Below are 20783 nucleotides of genomic sequence, written 5' to 3'. Positions count from 1 at the left end.
GTCAATTCTGTCCTTCCAGGAAATCGCTGCGCCAGGGCAGCACCAGATGCCGCCCGGCTGCGTCCGCGATCGTGAGCCAATCGCCCTCGGCGGAGATCGCGGCTATTTCGGTCCAACCCGAGGGGCGCGGCACCGCACCCGTCACGTGCCGGACGACGTGGCGGTGCCCGTCGGCGAGCGCGAGGCCGGTCGCCACACCCTCGGCGGAAATCGGATTCGCCCGCGCAGCCGCGGCTTCTCCGGCAAGCCCGGGGCAGCAGCCGTCCTCGATGCCGGTTACGCCCAGATGCCGCCCGTTCCACGGCGCGTATTCGCGCCCGCCATTCGAGAACCACAGCATCGTAACCGGGAGGATTGCAGGATCCTTGAGGAAGAAGACGATGTCGTCCTCGTCCTCGCGGATCACCGCCGTCCAGCCCACGGCGGCGCCCGGCGCCTCGACGAGCGTCACGAAATCCTCGTTGCGACGAGCGATTGGCCACCGCGTCAGGTCCACCGTGCCGCCCTCGGCGCCGACCGCTTCTGTCAGGTCGACCGCGCGCATCGGATACGCAAGGCAGGACCGCCCGGGCTCAAGCGGCTGTTCGGGCGTGAGGATGGCGCGCTTCTTCGAGGTGAAGAATCGCCCTCGCCCGGAGAGATGCACCATCGGATGGTGGGAGACCGGCAGGATGCCCTGTCCGCCTTCGATCACGTGCTCCTGATAGAGGAGCGGTGCATCCTCGGCGATCCCGAGGTTTTTCGTGACTGTTGCCCCGGAAACGTCGCGGGCAAGGGCGAGACGCACGCGCCCCGCCTCGTGCTCTTCGAGAAGCCATGGGCTGTTGGCGGTCCAGCCATGGGCGGGCACGGCTGGATCGGCGGCGGCCGCGAAGGGAGCGCAGAAGAAGTCGCCCGCCAGCCGTCGTTCAGCGGGGGAAAGCGCCGGATCGGCCTCGATGTTCGGCTCATTCCTCCAGGGAGCGGCATGCAGCGGCTCGATCCAGCGCTCCGCCCAGTGAAAGCGTAGCCGGGGAATGTTGCCGACAGCCGGATCGAACTGCAGCGTGCCGCAAGCGCTCGTTATGGCGATAAAATCCTGCATTATTCTCCCCGGATGGCGAGGCCGCCGTCGCAACGCACGATTTCGCCGGTGATGAAGCTCGCCTTGTCCGAGGCGAGGAAAGCCACGAGTTCGGCGACCTCCTCCGGCTGGCCGAAGCGGCCGATCGGATGCGCCCGATTCCAGGTGTCGATCAGGGCCTGCGCGTCCTCGACCTCGTCGAAGATCTTCTCGTTCATGGGCGTCATGATCGTGCCTGGCGCCACGGCGTTGACGCGGATGCCCGCCTTGGCGAGGTCGATGGCGCATTGCCGGGTGAGTGCGATGATCGCGCCCTTGGTCGCGGCATAGGCCGGCCAACCCTGAAAGCCGATCAGGCCCTGGACCGACGAGAGGTTGACGACCGCGCCGCCGCCGCGCTTGCGCAACAGCGGCACGCAGGCTTTCAACGTCCGCCAGCAGCCGGTGAGGTTGGTGTCGATGACGGTCGTCCAGCGCTCCTCGTCGATCTCGTCGATGACGCCGTTGAGCGCAACCGCCGCATTGTTCACGACGACATCCAGTCCGCCGAAGCGCGCCTCGGCGAGCGCCGCCATGGCCTGCATGTCCGCCAGCTTTCGCACGTCGCCGCGAATGAAGACCACGGCGTCGCCGAGCGAAGCGGCGAGCGCCTCGCCGCCCGGCTCGTCGATGTCCGAGAACACCACCTGGCCGCCCCGCGCCGCGAACAGCTCGACGCAGGACCGGCCGATACCCTTGGCGCCGCCTGTGACGGCCACGACTTTACCCTTGAATTCCATCGCCTATTCCATCCTGAACTGGGGGTCACGCTTCTCGAGGAAGGCATCGATGCCTTCCTGACCGTCAGCGGTCGAATAGAGCCGGAACAATGTTTCCTGCTCCAGGCTTTTGGCCGTCTCGATGCCGGCGTCCGCACCCTCGCGCAGCAGCCGCTTCATCTCCGCCGCGGCAAGCGGCGCGATCTTCAGGCAGGCGCGCGCCCGGCGCAGGATCGCCTCGTCCATCCCCTCCGCGGGTGCGACTTCGGCGGCAATTCCGAGGGCCAGCGCGCGCTCGGCCGACATGCGCCAGCCCGCAAGCAGCAGATCGGAAGCGGCATATTTGCCGACCGCCCGCAGGAGCCTTTGCGTGCCGCCGCCGCCGGGGCACAGCCCCAGACGCCCCTCGGGCAGGCCAAGTTGGGCGGTTTCGGAGAGGAGGAGGATGTCGCAGCAGAGCGCGATCTCGAAGCCGCCTCCGAGCGCGAAACCGTCGATCGCGCAGATCACCGGCTTGGCAATGCGCTCGAGCCAGTCGAAGACGCGGCGGGAGTTGAGCTGGTAGGCGATGAACTCCGCCCGCTTGTGCCCCTGATATTCGGCGATGTCCGCCCCGGCGACGAAGGCCTTGCCGCCCGCACCGCGGAGCACGATGACCCTGACGTCGGGATCGGCAGCAGCCTCCTCCAGCGCGGATTCGAATTCGCGCATGAGTGGCGTAGACAGCGCGTTCAGCTTGTCGGGCCGGTTGAAGAGTATCTGCCGGACGCCGGGAATGAGGTCCGAGGGTTCGATCAGCGCCATAGCCTATCCTTTCACGGCGCCGGCGGTGACCCCGGCGACGAAATAGCGTTGGAGGAAGAAGAAGACGGCCATGACCGGAAGCGACACCATGACCGAGGAGGCCATGAGTTCGCCGTATCGGATGCCGTATTGGCCGATGAAGTCGTTAAGGCCGACCGGCAGGGTGCGCATCTCCTTCGTCGACGTGAAGGACAGCGCGAAGAGGAACTCCTGCCAGGTGACGATCAGCACGTAGACGGAGGTGGCGATCAGTCCGGGACGCGACAGCGGCACGACGATGTCCCAGAACACCCGGAGCGGCGTCGCCCCGTCGATCGCGGCGGATTCCTCCAGTGCTGCCGGAAGCTTGAGCAGGAAGCCTCGCAGCATCCATATCGCTACCGGCAGCGTGACCGAGACATAGGCGAGGATCAGCGACCAATAGGTGTTCAGGAGATCCGCGCTTCGCATCATCTTGTAGATCGGGATGATGATCGCGGAGTGAGGGAACATCTGCGCCAGCACCACCAGTCCGACCAGCGCCGAGATCGCGACGATTTGTGCTCGAGTGAAGCTGTAGGCGGCAAGCAGGCCAAGCGTCACCGTGATGACCACAGTGGCGAGGGAAACCACCAGCGAATTCATGAAATAGGTGCGGAACTCCGGCCGGAAGGCGGAGACGTAGTTTCCGACCGTCGGATGGTCCGGCCAGAGCCGCGCCGGGATCGCGAAGGGCTCGGTCGGCGGTTTCAAGCTGACCGATACCATCCAGAAGAAGGGCAGCAACACGACGAGCGCCAGCAGCACTTGCATCAGCGTCAACACGAGGCGGGTCGATCTCTTTTGCTTCATGCCACCACCCTCCGGCGGTTGGCCCGACCCTGAACGATCGCGTAGAGCGCCACGAGCACGGCCAGCACGAGAATCGAGAACACACCGTAGGTCGCGGCCTCGCCGAAGCGGAACTGGCCGAAGCCGGTCTCGTAGATCTTGGTCGGGAAGATGTGGGTCGCCGACTGCGGGCCGCCGCGGGTCAGCACCCAGATGATGTCGAAATAGTTGAATGTCAGGATCAGGGTCAGCACGACGTTGACGACGATGACGTCCCGGATCGCAGGCAGTGTGACATCGAGGAGCCGTCGGGTCGGGCCTGCACCGTCGAGCGTCGCCGCCTCGATCTGGCTCTGGTCCACGTTCTGCAAGGCGGCGAGATAGATCAGCATGGAGAAAGGAAAGCCCTTCCAGACTGCGGCGACGATCACCGAAGCCATGGCCATGCGGCTGTCGGCGAGCCAGGCGACGCTGTTCTCGATCAGGCCCATCTGCAAGAGAAGCGAGTTCACGAGGCCAAGCTGCGGATCGTACATGAAGCGCCAGAGGATCGCGGCCACCACGCCCGGAAGAATGAAGGGCAGGAGCACGATAGCGCGCAGGACGCCCTGCATGGGCAGGTTCTGGTTCAAGAGAAGTGCGGTCAGGAAGCCGAGAATGTTCTGCAGCAGCACGACGCCGAAGGTCCAGACGATCGAATTTACCACGACTTCCGCGAACGTGCGGTCGGCAAGGATGCGGCGATAGAGAGCGAGTCCGGCGAACTTCGGGTCCGGGCTCAGAAAGCTGGTTTCGTGAAAGCTCTCATAGACCGTTCCGAACATCGGATAGTAGAGCATGACCGCCATCAGGATGAGGGCGGGGGCGAGAAGAAGCCAGTGAAGCCGGCGATCTTTGCGCATCGGGAAAACCTTGTCCTATCGCCGCACCCCGGATCCCGGGGTGCGGCAGGCAGTTGGATCAGTCGAGAGCGTTGATGGCCTCGCACGCCTTTGCGGCGGCCGCGGCGGGATCGCCACCGGCGTAGATCTCCTGGAACATGGCGATCTGCGCATCGGCGAGCTCGAGGTAGCGCGGGGACAGGGGGCGCGCCTTCGCGTTCTCGAGATGCGCCATGATTACCTTGGGATCCTTGCGGTTCTTCTCGAGGAAGGCCGTGGCGGCTTTCTTGTTCGCGGGAATGAGGTCGACCACGTCGCCGTTTACGTCCTCACGCACCATGAACTGGATGAATTTCCAGGCCGCGTCCTTGTTCGGCGAGGACTCGAAGATCGCGAGATTCCAGCCACCGAAGGTTCCGACCGGCGTCTTGCCCTCGGGCGCCGTTCCGTTCACGAAAGCCCAGTCGAGCTTGCTTTTCTGCAGGGTCGGCTGTTCCAGCGCCGGCCAGAATTCGATCGCCAGCGAGCCGTTCAGGAACAGTTCTCGCATGTCGCCGGAGGAAGCATTGAGGATGCCGCCCGGCGCGAACTTCGATAGCTGCTGCAGATAGGTCAGCGCCTCGACGGCTGGAGCCTCGGTCAGGCCGCAGCTGCCGTCGTCGTTCAGGATCTTGCCGCCGTTCGAGAAGATGAAGGAATCGCCGACGACGACCGTATCCTCGCCCTTGTGCCCGAACAGGCCGACACCGAACTTGCCGTTTGTGGTCAGCTTCTCGGCGGCAGCCTTCAGACCGTCAAAGGTGCTGAGGTTGGCCGGATCGATCTTTGCCGCGTCGAGCAGCGCCTTGTTGTAGTAGCTGAACTGCCAGACATCGACATTGAACGGGATGCCATAGAGCTTTCCGCCAAGCACCGCCGAATCCCAGGCTCCGCCGAAGAAGTTGTCGCGTGCGAGACCCGCGGCACCGGCCTGCTCGGTAAGGTCTGCGACGGCACCGGCCTTGGCGAAGGCGCCAACCCAGATCTGATCCAGCGTGGCAATGTCGGGCGCATTACCGCCCTGGACGGCCGTCAGCAATCGCTGCTGATATTCGGGATAGGGAACGGTGGTGACCTCGATCTTGATGTCGGGGTTTTCCTTCATGAACCTCTCGACGGCGGCTTTCTGCACATCCGAAAGGCCGCTTTCGGTCTGCTGGTTGTCCCAGAATTGCAGGGTGACCTGCTGTGCCAGAACCGAACTGGTGCCAAGCAGCATTGCCCCCATCGTGACGGCCGTTAATAATGATCGCTTCATGGTTCTCCTCCCTCGCGATTGAATTGTTTCAGGGTTGGTTTCGATAATTCCCCACCGTGTCGACGGCCGGTTCGGGAAGCACTTCGCCCGCGATCAGCACGTCGACGCCGACCGACCGGAAACGCTGGCGGTCCTCGGGCAAGGCGCCGTCGTCAGTCAGCACCGACCGGATCTGCGCGGCTCCGGCGATGCGGTGGTTCGCATCCGAGCCGAGCGCCACGCTGTCCGCCAGAACGATGCTGACCTCGGCCGCGTCGATGAGCCGCTGGGCAGCAAGCGCCCGCCTTTCGTCGAGCGACGAGAGGCCGAAGCCTGGTGTCGCGCCGTCGACCGCGATGAAGGCGAGATGCGGGCGCACCCGCTCGAAGATCGCGCCAAGGCTCGGTCCGACAAGGCAGCGGTCGGCCTTCTGGTATTCACCGCCCGTCAGGATCACCTTGACGGTGGGGATTTCTTCGAGTGCGTTGAGGACGTCGAAGGAATTGGTCACGACGGTAACGCCCTGCAGGCGCTCCGGCTTGCTGGCGGCAAGGCTTCTGAGCTCTTCGGCAAGGAAGAGGCTCGCCTGCCCCTCGTTGAGCGCGACCACCATGCCCGCCCGTACGAGCAGCGTCGCGCTCTGGGCGATCTCGCGGCGCAGCCGGGCGATCTCGGCCGAGATCCCGTGGTGGGGTGGCGAGACCACGAGCGTTGCGCCATAATCCTGGCAGCGCGCCTGCATCGCGCTCGCCATGCTGCGATACCAATCATGCGCCGGGTAATGCGGCAGGAAACCAATCCGTCGTGAGCGCAGAAGCTTCGCATTGAACCCGAGCCGAACGCTGCTCAGCCGATCGAGGACATCTTCCTTGAGGCGCCACCCGTCCGGGCCGTCCTCGAAATAGTCGCCGAGGGTCCTCGGGGTGATGATCGCATGCGGCGTGACGGTGTCGGACAAGGACTGTCCAAGGATTCCGAGTACGGCCATGTCGATGCCGAGCCGGCCGACGACTTCGGGAAACAGCGCGCCGACCGCCTTGAGCGGGCCGGATTCGGCAAGCCGCGCCATGAAGCCCGCGCTCTCGCCTCCCATCGAATAGACGGCAACCTGCCTGTCGAGACGCTGGGCAGCCTCGATGCCCGCGATGGCCGCATGATCGTTGACGGCGAAGACGAGGTTGATCGTCTCATCGGCGACGAAGGCATCATGGGCAACGCGCAGGCCGATCCTGTAGCTGCCCTGGCCGTTGACCCGATGGATCGCCGCTGGCTTGACACCGGCCTCGGCGAGACCAGTCTCGAAGCCCGCCACGCGCTCACGCGTATTGGGGAGTTCGGCCACGCTGATCACCAGCATCGAGAACGGCTTGCCCTCGACCTCCCGCGCCGCCAGCCGGCCGAGTTCCACACCCGCGGCAAAGTTATCCGGGCCGAGATAGACGCCGCCCGGCTGGGGAGCGCTTTCCGCGATGAAGGGAATGCCGCGACGGATGATATCCCGCCGCAGCGCCTCGCTCCCCCTGCCCGAGATCGGTGGCAGAATGACCGCATTCAAGGAAGCGAGATCGGAGGCCAGCGGGCTGGCCTCCGCTCCCGGTAGTGGGCCCTTGGAGCGCACCAGCGACTCGTCCGGCAGCACGGCCCCGCCGTGACGTCTCCGGATCGCGCCGAGTTCGTCCAGCTGCGCTAGATCGCGTCTGAGCGTCACCGCGGCGACATCGGGCATGCAACGGCGCAGTTCTTCCATGCTCACGACGCCTTGCTTTCGGAGTATTGAGAGAATTCTTGCATGTCGCTGCTCTCTGATCATTCGATCTCCTTTCAATCAGGTTTTTGCGTAGTTTCGCTGGCGCATCAACAGCCGATGGGTTCGTAGCACGCAGCGAAACGGATCATTCGAAGTAAAGCGATCAAAAACGATCACGCGCCCTTTGGCCGTGCGCGGTTCGGCCGCAGACCGGTCGTTGCGCGGTCGGCAGTGCTAAGAAGAAAATTTGGTTGACTAGGAAACCAAATCGTGTAGTTTCCTAGTCAAGCAAACGAGGTAACGCCATGCCCTCCGTCTCGGACCTGAGCACGCATATCGGTTACTGGATGCGAATGGTTTCGAATGCCGTATCGCAAGACTTCGCCCGAAAGGTTATGGCCGAGGGGGTGACCGTCGCGGAATGGGCGTTCATGCGGGCGCTCTATGATGAGGACGCGTTGGCACCTTCGGCTCTGGCCGAGAAAATGGGCATGACCAAGGGTGCGATCAGCAAACTCGCCGACAGACTGTTGGCCAAGGGCCTAGTCGGACGAGTCGAAAACGAGAAGGATGGGCGCGCGCACAGCCTCTTCCTGACCGCAAAAGGGCGAGCCAATGTACCAGTTCTGGCTTCTCTCGCCGACATGAATGACGCCGAATACTTCGGCGTGCTGACGGCGGCGGAGCGCGAGGCACTCGTCCGGACATTAAAGGTGCTCGTAGAAAGACGCGGGCTGAAGAATATCCCGGTGGACTGATCGTCCTCCGGGGAATCCCGACACATCAACACGAAAGGAAAGCCGCCATGGACGCGGAACGCATTTCCACTGCGCAAGCCTGTCTGAACGCTGCGCATCACGGGAGCCTCAGCTTTCCGGAAATCGTGGGCAAGCTGATCGCTGCCGGTTTCGAAGGCTATACGGTGGATTACCGTCGCAACACCCAGGCATATTACCTGCCCGATGGCGATAGCGTAATGCTGGACATGCCGCCATCGGTGGGGCTGGTTGCGGCAGCTTTCGACGCGACCCAAGTCGAGCGGTTGGTGAGGTGGGCGCAGGCGAATGGGCCCGACTACAGCTACAGATCCTTCTGCGAACGGGCGCGGGCGGCGGGTTGCGCAGGCTATCTCGTCTCGTTCCTGGGGCGTCGTGTGGTCTATTTCGGGCGCACCGCCGAAACTCATATCGAGCATTTCCCTAAATAGTCGGAAGATGCAGAATCTCTGCCGGTCATGAACGCTCGGAGTTGTCTTGTCGCAGAAGGAGTTGCATCGTCGCTACTGATAAAAATATGCAGCAATTCAAAGCGCTACAGCGTCCTTCGCGCGTCCGATAAGGCGCGCGGCGCTGGAGTGCAACCGCGCCGCGCGGCAAGCGCCGAGCGAACATCCCGGAGGAGCCCCCCATGTTCGACCTGATCATCCGCAACGCGAACCTTCCGGACGGTCGCCAAGGTGTCGATCTGGGCCTTAAGGGCGGCAAGATCATCGCGATCGAGAAATCCATTTCTGCTCCCGGCGGCGAGGAGATCGACGCGACCGGTCGATTGGTCAGCCCACCGTTCTGCGACCCGCATTTTCATATGGACGCGACGCTGTCGCTCGGCATGCCGCGAATGAATGTCTCCGGCACGTTGCTGGAGGGCATTGCGCTTTGGGGGGAATTGCGCCCAACGCTGACGAAGGAAGCGTTGGTCGAGCGGGCCCTGCGCTATTGCGATCTCGCCGTCAGCCACGGCCTTCTTTACATCCGTAGCCACGTGGATACGTCCGATCCGCGTCTTGTGACGGCCGAAGCACTGCTGGAGGTCAAAGAGAAGGCCGCGCCCTATATCGACCTGCAACTGGTCGCCTTCCCGCAGGATGGCTATTACCGCGCCCCCGACGGCGTCCGCTCGCTCGAGCGTGCCCTCGATATGGGCGTCGGCATTGTCGGCGGCATTCCGCATTTCGAACGGACGATGGAAGATGGCACCCGCTCGGTCGAGGCGCTGTGCCGGATCGCTGCCGACCGCGGTCTGCCGGTCGACATGCATTGCGACGAAACCGACGATCCGATGTCGCGCCACATCGAAACGCTGGCTGCCCAGACGGTGCGCTTCGGCCTCAAGGGGCGCGTTGCCGGTTCGCATCTCACCTCTATGCACTCGATGGACAACTATTACGTTTCGAAGCTCATCCCGCTTATGGCGGAGGCTGAGATCAACGTGATCCCCAATCCGCTGATCAACATCATCCTGCAGGGTCGTCACGACACTTATCCGAAGCGGCGCGGCATGACGCGGGTGCGGGAGTTGATGGCCGCCGGGCTCAACGTCTCCTTCGGGCATGACTGCGTCATGGACCCGTGGTACTCGATGGGCTCGGGTGACATGCTGGAGGTCGCCCACATGGCAATTCACGTGGCGCAGATGGCCGGCATCGAGGACAAGCACAAGATCTTCGACGCGATTACGGTCAATTCAGCGAAGACGATGGGGCTCGAAGGTTACGGGCTCGAAATCGGCTGCAAGGCAGATCTCATCGTGCTGCAGGCGGCCGACGTCACCGAAGCGCTAAGGCTGAAACCGAACCGGCTGTTCGTCGTCAAGTCAGGCAAGGTGATCGCAAGGACAGCGCCGCGCATCGGCGAGCTGTTCCTAAGCGGCCGTCCGGCGTCTATCGATATCGCACGGGATTACCTGCCGCCAACGCCGCGGCACTGAACGCCATCTTCGTACGGCTCGCGCCGGGCCTCGATTTCGTGGACGAGGTCATCGTCACAGGTGTCGCTTCTCATCGGCCCTCGGCAGTTCGCACGTACCCGCCTTGCGAATATCAGCCGCGGGTGTCTACCCTTCCATGACGGCCAGGCGTTCACGCTATCAGCCTACGCAACAGCAGGCATCGCCGCGGTTACCGAGCGCGGCGGTGGCAACGTCGGCTGCCAATGGTAGGCGCTGTAGTGGGCTGCAGTCGATTATACAAAAGATTGGATATCATTAGGTCCGAATTTCAATCTTCATGGGAGATCCTGGAAGCATTACAGTCATGAAGGTCGCTGACTGGCGCCTTCATGAATACCTGAAGGCTGTAGCAACAATGATTTCCCTCGACGTGACGGCGACGCAGAAGTCCCATCCCTTCGGCCACCTCTATGTCCAGGTGATAATCGCAATTATCGCCGGAATATTGCTGGGGTATTTCCATTCCGAAATCGGCAGTAACTTAAAAATACTCGGAGATATGTTTATAAAGCTGGTGAAATTGGTCATCACGCCAGTTATATTCCTGACCGTCACAACCGGTATCGCCGATATGTCCGATTTGCAGAAGCTCGGCCGTGTCGCGGGCAAAGCGATAGTATATTTCCTTACGTTCTCGACGCTTGCCCTGGTGACGGGCCTCAGCATTGCCAACCTGATTCAGCCCGGGGCAGGCATGCATATCAGTCCGACTTCGCTGGATGCACAGGCGATTGAGGTTTATGCGACAAAATCTCACGCGATCAGCTTCATCGGCTTCCTGATCAACATCATACCGGACACGATCGTCGGAGCGTTTGCCCAGGGTGACATCCTGCAGGTCCTGTTCGTCTCGATACTGTTTGGAACTGCGCTCGGACTGGTGGGCGAACGGGGCCGCCCGGTGCTTGATTTGCTGCGCGCGATGTCGTTTCCCATCTTCAAAATGACCGCGATGTTGATGAAGATGGCACCGATCGGTGCTTTTGGCGCGATGGCTTTTACCATCGGCAAGTACGGCATCGCCACGATAGCGAACCTCGCCGTTCTCGTTGGCACCTTCTACTTAACCTCCGTCCTTTTTGTCGTGATCGTCCTAGGTGCGGTGGCGCACTACAACGGATTTTCGATCCTCAGGCTTATCCGCTATGTCAAAGAAGAACTCTTGCTCGTCCTTGGCACGTCGTCGTCTGAAGCGGCACTGCCCGGATTGATGGCAAAGTTGGAAGCGGCCGGCTGTGCGCGCCCCGTCGTTGGGCTTGTCGTCCCAACTGGTTACTCCTTCAATCTGGATGGTACCAATATCTACATGACGCTCGCGGCGATGTTCATCGCCCAGGCAACAGACACGCCTCTCAGCCTCAGCGACCAGGTCCTGCTTTTCCTGGTCGCAATGTTGAGTTCAAAAGGTGCTGCCGGTGTGACGGGTGCAGGTTTTATAACCCTCGCCGCGACGTTGTCGGTCGTGCCTTCAGTGCCGGTCGCCGGCATGGCGCTGATACTCGGAGTGGACCGTTTCATGTCCGAATGTCGCGCGCTAACAAACCTCATGGGTAATGCGGTCGCGACCATTGTCGTTGCTCGTTGGGAGCGTGAACTCGATTTCGCGAAGCTGGAAGCTGCCCTCGAGGGCAAGGGCGATAGTCCCTGATCTGCCGCGGGTTGCTCCAGATCGGAGGAGAGTCCGGGCCTGCAATTTGGCTGCGCTGTTCACGCCCCTCGGACGGCAATCCACGCGACCAGTCAACTGCGCCGCCAGCACACAAGTCTACTTCGTGACGATCACTTGATCAGGACCTGACCTGACGTGACGCGTGAGTTCCGTACACTATGCGAAAGTATAGACAACACCTTCGTACAATAGATTTCTCTCCAGACTTGATTGATCCTTGCCATAGCATCCAACTATCCAGATGCGTTCAGTGGAAAGGAAATCGTGTCATGAAACTCTCGTTTCTCATCACGCAGGTTCCGTCGAAGTTTCGCGAACTCGTCGCGTTTCTGTCCCTGGTCGCCGTATTTTTCGTCGGTGCATGGGTACTGCTCATAGCACCGAATGCCAGGGCGCATGACGCACTGCCAACCGCCGCACAACCGCATGGGTGGTCCTATCCCTTGTCCTGTTGCTCCGGCTACGATTGCCGTGAAGTCGCATACCATGCCGTCGCAGAGCGGCCCGAGGGCTACGTTATCAAGGGTACGGGGGAAGTGATCACCTACACCGACAGCCGCATCAAGAACAGTCCCGACGGCCTCTTTCACTGGTGTTCGGCGGCCGGGGCGAAGGACGGGCACACCATCTGCCTGTTTGTACCGCCGCATGGATATTGACCGCCACAACGGCTCGCCGAGGGATCACGTCCACACCTCTTCGGCACCAATCAATTACTTGGCTGATGGCGAAAAGTTCGCGGGCACCTCGATCGAGGTGCCCGCTCTGGCGTAAACTAAAGCTGTCATTTTGAGCTGCCACCAGCGAGGATGACCACGCGTATTCGGTTGACTCCCGTTGGCACCTGCATGTGCGCTGGACGGGCCAGGAGCGTTACATGACCCCCCGCTGCTTGTTGCTGCTCATCTTTGCTTTACTGATGCCGTTCCAATCAGCAATGGCTCAAGCGGCCCTCGACCCGGCCGCGCAGCCGGCATCCGTTGCTGCACCACCTGCGGAAGACTTGCGAAAGCTCGTCGACCTCTTGCAACGCCCCGACATTCAAGCATGGCTTCAGTCCCAAACGGCGAGCCGCCAGGTCGAAACGCAGGGTTCGGCCGAGTTCGCCAACGCCCGCGAGATCATCGTTGGCCGATTGAATGCTGCGCGCGCCTTCGTTCACGACATGGCGACCGTGATCCCGACACTGCCCGCCGAACTCGATAGAGCGCGTGTGGCATTGATGACGGAGATGAGGGACCAGGGATCCTTCGCTGCCGTTCTGCCGCTGATCTTTTTCTTGACGCTGGGGTTCGGCCTGGAGTGGCTCTATTGGCGCGCCACGTCCGGCTTCCGCAAGCGCATGATCGCGCGACACTTGGATACCGTCGACGACCGATTGCGCGCGGCGGGATCGCGTATCCTGTACGGTTTGGGCGTCCTTCTGGCCTTTGCAGTCGGAAGCATTGGCGCCTTCCTGCTGTTCGCTTGGCCGTCGCTCCTGGAGCACACAGTGCTGGCATATCTTCTCGTATTTCTGGCCGTGCGTTTGACGTTGGTTGCGGGGCGGATCGTGCTCGCTCCTGGCGCGGAACGGTTTCGGCTGATGCCTATGGCGACACGTACCGCTCGCTTCTGGTTTTTCTGGTCGGCGGTGCTGGTCGGCAGCTTCGCATTTGGGCACTTCACCTTTCAGTTGCTGCCCACGCTCGGAGTAGGACGCGAGGCCAACTACATTGTTGCGCTCGCATCCGGTCTGATCCTGTTCGGTCTGGCCATCGTCGCACTTTGGCGCTGTCCAACATTCGATGGTCTCGATCTGGTTAATCGCCGACACCGCGTCGGCACCGTGCTTGGGACGCTCTATATAATCGCCAACTGGCTGGTCGCGCTCGCCGGCGTCGCCGCCACGTTTTACATTGGCGTTGTACTTCTGGTTTTGCCGATCGCGATTTCGTGCGTGAATCTTTCGGTGCACCACATCATGCGTCCTCCGGGCACAATCGCCGCCGATGAAGGTGCTCCCTCGCTCACCGGGGCGGCATTGGAACGCGGCCTGCGCGCTCTGCTGCTGATCGGAGGCGCCTACCTCATTGCGTCGCAGCTCGGACTCGACTTCGGCGCGTTGGCCGCCAGGGACACGATGGTGACCCGTTTTATTCGAGGGCTCCTGAATGCCTTTGTCGTGGTCCTACTGGCCGATTTTACATGGCGGATGGCGAGCGCATGGATAGATCGCAAGCTGATGTTGACAGAGGGCGACGCCGACGAGTCACGGCGAAGCGCCCGGCTTCGCACATTACTTCCGATCTTTCGTAACATGTTGTTCGTTGTGCTGTTCGCGATGGCCATGCTGATGGCGCTTTCCAGTCTGGGCGTGGAGATTGGTCCGCTTATCGCTGGCGCGGGTGTCGTCGGGCTTGCTGTCGGTTTCGGTGCCCAGACGCTGGTGAAGGACATAATCTCCGGTATGTTCTTCCTCTTGGACGACGCCTTCCGGGTCGGCGAATACATCGAGAGCGGCAGCATCAAAGGCACCGTCGAATCCTTTTCGTTGCGCTCGATAAAGATCAGGCACCATCGTGGTGCGCTCCACACGATCCCGTTCGGCTCGCTCGACAAGATCACCAACTATTCGCGTGATTGGGCGATCGACAAGATCATGGTGAGCGTCACCTACGATACCGATTTGGACGTCGTAAAAAATACCATCAAGGAGGTTGGCAAGGAGTTGCTGACGGATGAGGAGATCGCTCCGTTCATCATGGAAACATTGAAGATGCAAGGCGTCGAGCAATTCGGCGATTTCGCCATTCAGATTCGCATGAAGATCATGACCAAGCCGGGCGAGCAGGCGGTGATCCGCCGCCGCGCCTATGCCCTGATCAAGAAAGCATTTGATACCAAAGGGATCAAATTTGCCGTTCCGACTGTCTCCGTCGCCGGCGGCGGGGATGCAAGCAACGCGGTCGCGCAGAAGGCGCTTGATCTCATCAAACCACCGCCGCAGACCGAGCAAGCGGCGCAAGGTGCATAGCAGTGGCTAGCAGGCAATCCGTGGCAGAGCGCAGTGCGGAGGATAGCCCAACGCGAGGATTCCTGCACTGGAAGCCAAGATCGAGCCCGGCAAGATGTTCGAACTCTGACGTTCAGAATTTCGGCCGGGCGAAGTCGGGCGAATAGCCTAGGATTGAAACCACCGACGCGTCGGCGTCCCCGGCTTCGTCGGAAATGTCCGCCCATGGTGCGCCTTCGCGTGGCAAATCGACATCGAGAATGGCCCCACGGGGGCCATTTGTTGCTCTGATTGTGCCTCCATGAGCTTCGACGATGGAACGGGAGATCGACAATCCCATCCCCATGCCTGTTCGCTTGGTTGAAAAGTAGGCGTCGAAGATCTGGCCGAGCAGCGGCTCGGGTATGCCCGCGCCATCGTCCTCAATCGAAATGCGGACGCCATGGAAGCTCTGTTTTGACTTCACGCAGATTTCCCGGCGCCCGGACGAAGTCAGCTCGATAGCTTGCACGGCGTTGATGAGCAGGTTGACGATCACCTGCTGCAGTTGCAGGGCATCGCCAAGGACCAGTGGGATTGCGGGGTCAAGCGAGCAATGGATCCGGATCGACCGTGACACGGTTTCGATAGCCATGAGTTCAATGGAATCCGAGATCACGCCATTGATGTCCACACTGGTACAGATCGGATCGCGCTTCGCCGCCATCTGCTTGATCCGATGGACAAGCTCACTCGCACGCCGGGCGCAGTCTTTCATTCGAGCCATGTTGAAACGGAGCTTTTTCAGGTCCGGGGTGTCCTGCGACAGCAGTCGCAAACTCGTGTCGGTATCCATCACAATGGCCGACAGTGGCTGGCGGACCTCATGGACGATGGAACTCACCATCTCACCAAGCATGCACAGTCGTGCTGCATGCGCAAAGTCCTCTTCGATCTGCCGTAACCGCGCTTCAGTATGCGTAGAATCCGGAAGAGCGTCGACCCTTAGAGCCACAGTACCCATTGATTGCCACCCCTGCGTGACGAGACTTCGGAAGACAGGACACTTCTGCGGCCGGTGGCGCCGCCAGAGCCTCAGCCTCCTCCGTAGAGTATTTGGAGCCGCCACGAAATTCGATAGCCTTGCAGGATTAATCGATCTATTCGCGGGTATAGGATGCCCCGACCGTGGGTTGGGTTTCGCGTCTCAACGCTTTGGCAGGATTTGCTGAAAGCCCGTCAGGTGCCCTTCGAGCGCACCCCGAATCCCCTGGCTGATGTAAGCGCAAAGTTACCTACGGCGCTCAAGCGGGCAGGCGCTTATTCTCATCGCCCGCTTGCGCTTCGTTTGGGATCAAGCTGCCGCCACCGATCAGTTCGCGGTCTCGCTCCTGCGATTCAACAGGCAGGCTGAAGGTGACAGTGGCCCCACGGCCGGGTGCATCCTCGGCCCAAACGCGGCCACCATGCGTTTCGACGACGGAGCGGCAAATCGCCAAGCCCATTCCGATACCGTCTTTCTTTGTCGTGAAGAACGCTTCGAAAATCCTGTCGGAATCGGCGATCCCATGACCCCGATCGGAAACTGCCACTTCCAGTATCTCGGGACTGCGTAGCCGCGTCGCGATGCGAAGAATACGGGCATGCACGGGCGTTTCATGCATGGCTTCAATCGCGTTTCTGACGAGATTGATGACAACCTGCTCGATCTGAACGCGATCCGCCCCAACGCTCGGCAGAGAGGGATCGAGGTCGACCTCGAGCCGGATCTTACCCGCCTGAAGTTTGTCGGAGATAAGCTCGCATACCTCATTGATGACCGTATTCAGTTGGATCAGTTGCCGTGAATGGCCGGCCTGGGTAAACAGCGCCCGAATCCGACTGACCACATCGGCGGCCGCGTCGACGTCTCGAATAATCCACTCGGCGGTGCGGCTCGCTCGTTCAAGGTTCGGCGGGTTTGCACGTAGCCACCGCTGGAACGCATTGGCGTTTGCGACGATCGCCTGCAGTGGTTGATTGAGTTCGTGCGCTATCGAAACCGACATCTCAGAAAGACTTGCCGCACGCAGGGCACGCGCGAGCCTCTCGTCCGCAAGACGGACAGCTTCCTGAGCCTGCATCTCGTCATGAATGTCGAGGCATACGCCATACCATTGAAGAATGCGACCATCGGTGTCGCGCAGGGGCTCGGCCTTGCCATCGATCCAACGATAGTCGCCGTCTGCCCTTCGCAGCCGGTACTTCAGCATGAACGGATCGCCCGACTTGAATGACTGGCCGAGAGCTGACTGAAATGAGGACCGGTCGTCCGGATGGACGGCTTCTATAATCGTCGCAGCCAATGGGCTCGCGGTTCCAGTCATCTCGCCGCTCTCAGACATGCCAGTCCAGCGCAGCAATGGTTCATTGAGGTAGGACGGCTTGCCGTCAGGTGTTGCGCACCAAATGAGTGCCGGCACAGTATCGATGAGCTGGCGCAGTTGCTGCTCGCTCTCTCGCAAAGCGGCTTCCGCCTTGCGCTGGTCATCGATATCGACGGTCGTACCGTACCAGGCGGTGATGCGGCCGTGCTCGTCTCGCGACGCTACCGCGGAGTCGCGAAACCATCGATACGTGCCATCGTGGCGGCGGACCCGCTGTTCGTCGATCAATGGCTCGCCGGTGCTCAAGCTGTGCTTCCACAGTGCTCGGCTTCGCTCGAGATCATCGGGATGTACGAAGCGTTGCCACCAAGCGGTGTCACCAGTCTCCATGAGCCTTTTCATTTCGTCGACCGTCAGCCCGACAAATTCCAGCGCCTTCGGATTAACGAAACGCATCCGCCCATCGGGATAGCAGGACCAACCAAGACCGGGAATATCCTCCATTGTCGGCTGGGTTTTCTTGTAGACTTGCTCGTAGAAGCTGACGACCCTGAAAAGCTGCACCACAAGCCATAGACCGAACGCGCTGGCCACAAACACCGCGACACGCAGCCACCCGTCCGTGGCCATGGTGTCGGAAGGCGCTTCAATCGCGGCTGCCGCAATGCCAGCCATCGCGATCGCCAACAGTCCTGCCTTCCAGCCGATGCAAATGCAGGCGGCGGCAACCGCGATCAACAAGCCCGTCGGATCTGAGGAAAACCACGCGAGGAGGGCGCCGATAGCACTTATGGCCGCTGCAAAGGCCCGCCGCTTTGTCGATGACATTGCTTCCATCGAACCTCTCCGCGCCTTCAGGCCCTGCTCAATGTGTATAGGTCATTTCATCCTAGCAGCCAGGTGATGGGTCTGAAAACCTATGCCTTGGGACAGACAACCAGCCGCGTGTCCGCGATTCGCCAGTGGCTTGGCACCAACCGCGCAGGCTTTGATGACCCATCACTCGTCGCCGCGTCGCACGCTTTCAGGTAGCGACTGCCAAGCCGCGAACAGCTGTGTAATGGAGTTTGCGTGCATCTTCTTCATCATATTGCTTCGATGAAGTTTGACGGTGATTTCGCTGATGCCGAGTTCGAAGGCGATCTGCTTGTTCAAGGAGCCGCCAACGACCAAGCGCAAGACCTGTCGTTCACGCTGCGTCAGCGTCTCGTAGTTGTCAGCATGCTTGCGCGCCGCAAGGGTTGCCTCCCGCCGCGCGATGTCGTTCGCGATGGCGTTGGAGACCGCGTCGAGGAAAGTCTGGTCACGCACCGGCTTCGTCAGGAAGTCGACGGCGCCTGCCTTCATCGCCTCCACGCTCATGGCAATGTCGCCATGTCCCGTCAAGAACACGATCGGTGTCTCTATGCCGTTGGCCTGGAGGTGACGCTGCAGATCGAGCCCGCTCAATCCCGGCATGCGCACGTCGAGCACGAAACAGCTCGGCCGATCCGGAAGTTTTGCCTCTAGAACTTCCCGGGCCGAAGAGAATAAAATCGTTTCGATCCCAACTGAGTTGAGAAGGTTGCTCATGGCCTCACGGACCTTGAGATCATCATCAACCAGCATCGCGATCGGTTTGTCTCCCGATCCGGAACATGATGGGTCCATGCCCTGCCCTTCAATTCAAGCTTCACGCGACATGTGCCCTGTCGCGGCCGCACCCCAGCCCGCGCTCAGAAGACACTGCGGATGGTGATTCTCAGAAAATTACCTGCAATATACCGTAAAGACGCAGGGGACTCGAATACGATTCTCGTCCTCGCCGGCGCAACCTGGTCCCGATCGCGGATTGATCGCGAGGATTGGTTTTCTTGGCCCTGCTCGAACCCTGCGCAAGTGGCTGGCCCAGCCCACGCTTATCCCCTGTTCGGCGTTATCACAGTCCGATTCTTCAATATTTTCTTGCCTTCAACCGCTACGCTTGAGGCGCCAAGCTTCGCTGGAGAGGCTGCGCCGCAGACTGGATCAAAGCACTGCCTCAAGCACTTGGTTTCGTTTAAATAATGATCAAATTTCGGTGATACCGATATCCCCGATGAGAATAGAGCGGACTGGGACGGGAATGCAAACCAACCATTCTGATGTTACTGCCCGACCGGCAACACTACGCCTCGGCGTTTTCCTGTTCGGGTTTGCAGTGGCGCTGCTGGCTCTGGTGATACCGGGCTATGCGAAAGAGGTTTTGCGCATTCCATACGCCATCGACATCGGCACTTTCGATCCTGACAATGGTTTCGAGATCGACGGGATAAGCGCGATCAACAATGTCTATGAGGGCCTCGTCGAATATGCGCCAGGATCTACGCAAATCGTCGGTTTGCTTGCCAAGCGCTGGGAAATTTCCGGTGACGGGCTCAGCTACACTTTTCATCTGCAGGATGGCGTCAAGTTCCATGACGGCACGGCCTTGACCGCCCAAGCGGTGGTCGGCTCGCTCGAACGCCGCCGCGACAGCGGGCTCGTGCTCAGCTATATGCTGGGCAATGTCGCTGATATCAGCGCACCGAATGACGCCACCGTAGCCATCCGGCTGAAGCATCCTCAGCCCTCGATCCTGCACTTGCTGGCAAGTGCCTGGGGACCGAAGGTGATCAGTCCGCAGGCACTCAACGAACACGACAAGTCTGACAAGGCTACAAACTGGCTCGGTGAGCACGCCGTCGGGACGGGCCCCTTCAAGCTCGCGGAATTCAAGCGCGGTGAGGGTTACGTACTCGAACGCAACGCCGACTATTGGGGCAAGCGACCGTACTTCGACAGGATCGAGATACCCGTGGTGCCAGATATTGGACAACAGATACTCCAACTGAAAGCGGGTGAGCTCGATGTCGTGCCAACCAACTTCCCGTTCGCGCAGTTGAGCCACCTGCCGGCAGAGCTTGAGGTCACGGCAGCACCGAGCATGATACAGTACGCCCTGTTCATTAAGCCCGGCTCGCCTCTCGATAATCCTGAAATTCGTCGCGCCGTGCTCAGCGCGATCAACCCGTCTATCTGGGTCAAGGACGTATTCGGGCCCTACGCGGAGTTGTCGAAATCAGTTTACCAGAACCTGATGCTCGACCCCACGGATCCAATCGAGTTTCCGAATGACATCGACGCTGCCAAGGCTGCGATCGCGAGACTTGGCGAAGTCAATCTCGTCATCGGTTTGCATAGCACGAAGGCGACGTATGCCCGCATCTCCGACCGTCTGATCGTCCAGCTCGCCCTGATTGGCGTCAAGGCAACGGCCCACGTCCTGCCGCCGGGAGCCGCTTTTGCGCTGAAAGGCGACCCTAACGCACCTGACGCCTTGCTCACCATTTCGAGCCCGGACGCAGCCCATCCGGAAAACCAGGTGCGGGCTTTCTTCACCAAGGATGCGCCGCTCAATTTTTATGGCAGGAGCCTGCCGGAGGCTGACGCCATTGTTGATGTCGCTGGCACAAAGACCGATATTGCCGAGCGTAACGCCCTCTACGAAAGAGCCGGACATCTATATGTCGAAGCCGGTCATGTCATTCCTCTGGTCGATGTGGAAGATGTCGTGGTCCACGCCAAGGGGTTGACTGACCTCGGGCTGCGCCCTGCCTTCCCACCCGGAAACATCGATTTTGCGACGGTACGATGGGCACGCTGATGCAAGGTTTGAATGGTTTGAAGGCGGTCAACGCGTGAGGCTAG

The 20783-nt window shown here is 60.8% G+C and carries 17 protein-coding genes; 7 read left to right on the top strand and 10 right to left on the bottom strand.

The window, feature by feature from the left end; translation table 11 throughout:
• Position 1: 1 nt before the first annotated feature.
• From FKV68_RS28340 to FKV68_RS28310, 7 genes are read right to left on the bottom strand one after another with little or no spacing between them, the layout of a single operon-like run.
• Complete coding sequence (locus FKV68_RS28340; protein ID WP_180943827.1) at positions 2-1084, bottom strand: hypothetical protein; 1083 nt, start codon at positions 1082-1084, stop codon at positions 2-4.
• Positions 1084-1842 carry an SDR family NAD(P)-dependent oxidoreductase gene (locus FKV68_RS28335; RefSeq protein ID WP_180943826.1) on the bottom strand — a complete coding sequence of 253 codons (759 nt, stop codon included), beginning with the start codon at positions 1840-1842 and terminating at the stop codon, positions 1084-1086. The genes FKV68_RS28340 and FKV68_RS28335 overlap by 1 nt, the downstream gene beginning before the upstream one ends.
• Before the next feature lie 3 nt (positions 1843-1845).
• Positions 1846-2625 (bottom strand): enoyl-CoA hydratase/isomerase family protein, encoded by a 780-nt coding sequence (locus tag FKV68_RS28330; RefSeq protein WP_180943825.1) that lies wholly within the window; start codon positions 2623-2625, stop codon positions 1846-1848.
• 3 nt (positions 2626-2628) lie between these two features.
• Positions 2629-3456: a carbohydrate ABC transporter permease gene (locus FKV68_RS28325; RefSeq protein ID WP_180943824.1), complete on the bottom strand. Its 828-nt coding sequence runs from the start codon at positions 3454-3456 to the stop codon at positions 2629-2631.
• A complete protein-coding gene (locus FKV68_RS28320) occupies positions 3453-4337 on the bottom strand; it encodes a carbohydrate ABC transporter permease (protein ID WP_180943823.1) in 885 nt (294 codons plus the stop codon). Before FKV68_RS28320 ends, FKV68_RS28325 begins: the two co-directional genes overlap by 4 nt.
• A 58-nt stretch (positions 4338-4395) precedes the next feature.
• Positions 4396-5613, bottom strand: a complete 1218-nt coding sequence (locus FKV68_RS28315; protein ID WP_180943822.1) for an ABC transporter substrate-binding protein — start codon at positions 5611-5613, stop codon at positions 4396-4398.
• A gap of 28 nt (positions 5614-5641) precedes the next feature.
• A complete protein-coding gene (locus FKV68_RS28310; protein WP_180943821.1) occupies positions 5642-7402 on the bottom strand; it encodes a substrate-binding domain-containing protein in 1761 nt (586 codons plus the stop codon).
• Positions 7403-7644: 242 nt separating this feature from the next.
• Between FKV68_RS28310 and FKV68_RS28305 the strand changes: the two genes are divergently transcribed.
• The 6 genes from FKV68_RS28305 (at position 7645) to FKV68_RS28280 (ending at position 14751) form a co-directional block, all read left to right on the top strand.
• Entirely contained in the window at positions 7645-8097 is a 453-nt protein-coding gene (locus FKV68_RS28305; protein WP_180943820.1) for a MarR family winged helix-turn-helix transcriptional regulator, read from the top strand.
• Between the two features lie 47 nt (positions 8098-8144).
• A complete protein-coding gene (locus FKV68_RS28300) occupies positions 8145-8546 on the top strand; it encodes a DUF1398 domain-containing protein (protein ID WP_180943819.1) in 402 nt (133 codons plus the stop codon).
• 200 nt (positions 8547-8746) lie between these two features.
• Positions 8747-10045 (top strand): amidohydrolase family protein, encoded by a 1299-nt coding sequence (locus tag FKV68_RS28295; RefSeq protein WP_180943818.1) that lies wholly within the window; start codon positions 8747-8749, stop codon positions 10043-10045.
• Between the two features lie 376 nt (positions 10046-10421).
• Positions 10422-11714, top strand: coding sequence for a dicarboxylate/amino acid:cation symporter (locus FKV68_RS28290; RefSeq protein WP_180943934.1), 1293 nt, complete (start codon positions 10422-10424; stop codon positions 11712-11714).
• A 290-nt stretch (positions 11715-12004) separates the two neighbouring features.
• Positions 12005-12394 carry a hypothetical protein gene (locus FKV68_RS28285; protein WP_245181455.1) on the top strand — a complete coding sequence of 130 codons (390 nt, stop codon included), beginning with the start codon at positions 12005-12007 and terminating at the stop codon, positions 12392-12394.
• A 233-nt stretch (positions 12395-12627) separates the two neighbouring features.
• Positions 12628-14751, top strand: coding sequence for a mechanosensitive ion channel domain-containing protein (locus FKV68_RS28280; protein ID WP_180943817.1), 2124 nt, complete (start codon positions 12628-12630; stop codon positions 14749-14751).
• Positions 14752-14863: 112 nt separating this feature from the next.
• On the opposite strand, the gene FKV68_RS28275 is transcribed toward FKV68_RS28280, so the two are convergent.
• The 3 genes from FKV68_RS28275 to FKV68_RS28265 form a co-directional block, all read right to left on the bottom strand.
• On the bottom strand, positions 14864-15733 hold the full coding sequence (locus FKV68_RS28275) for a sensor histidine kinase (RefSeq protein WP_180943816.1): 870 nt from the start codon (positions 15731-15733) through the stop codon (positions 14864-14866).
• A 280-nt stretch (positions 15734-16013) separates the two neighbouring features.
• Positions 16014-17762 (bottom strand): PAS domain-containing sensor histidine kinase, encoded by a 1749-nt coding sequence (locus FKV68_RS28270; protein WP_245181452.1) that lies wholly within the window; start codon positions 17760-17762, stop codon positions 16014-16016.
• A 312-nt stretch (positions 17763-18074) separates the two neighbouring features.
• Positions 18075-18683 (bottom strand): response regulator transcription factor, encoded by a 609-nt coding sequence (locus FKV68_RS28265; protein WP_427916001.1) that lies wholly within the window; start codon positions 18681-18683, stop codon positions 18075-18077.
• Positions 18684-18906: 223 nt separating this feature from the next.
• On the opposite strand from FKV68_RS28265, the gene FKV68_RS28260 reads away from it, so the two are divergent.
• Positions 18907-20739: an ABC transporter substrate-binding protein gene (locus FKV68_RS28260; RefSeq protein ID WP_245181451.1), complete on the top strand. Its 1833-nt coding sequence runs from the start codon at positions 18907-18909 to the stop codon at positions 20737-20739.
• Positions 20740-20783: the final 44 nt, after the last annotated feature.

The organism is Sinorhizobium mexicanum (assembly GCF_013488225.1).
In the GTDB taxonomy this organism is placed as follows: domain Bacteria; phylum Pseudomonadota; class Alphaproteobacteria; order Rhizobiales; family Rhizobiaceae; genus Sinorhizobium; species Sinorhizobium mexicanum.
The sequence above is the reverse complement of the archived record's forward strand: the minus strand, read 5'-3'. Positions and strand labels throughout refer to the sequence as shown.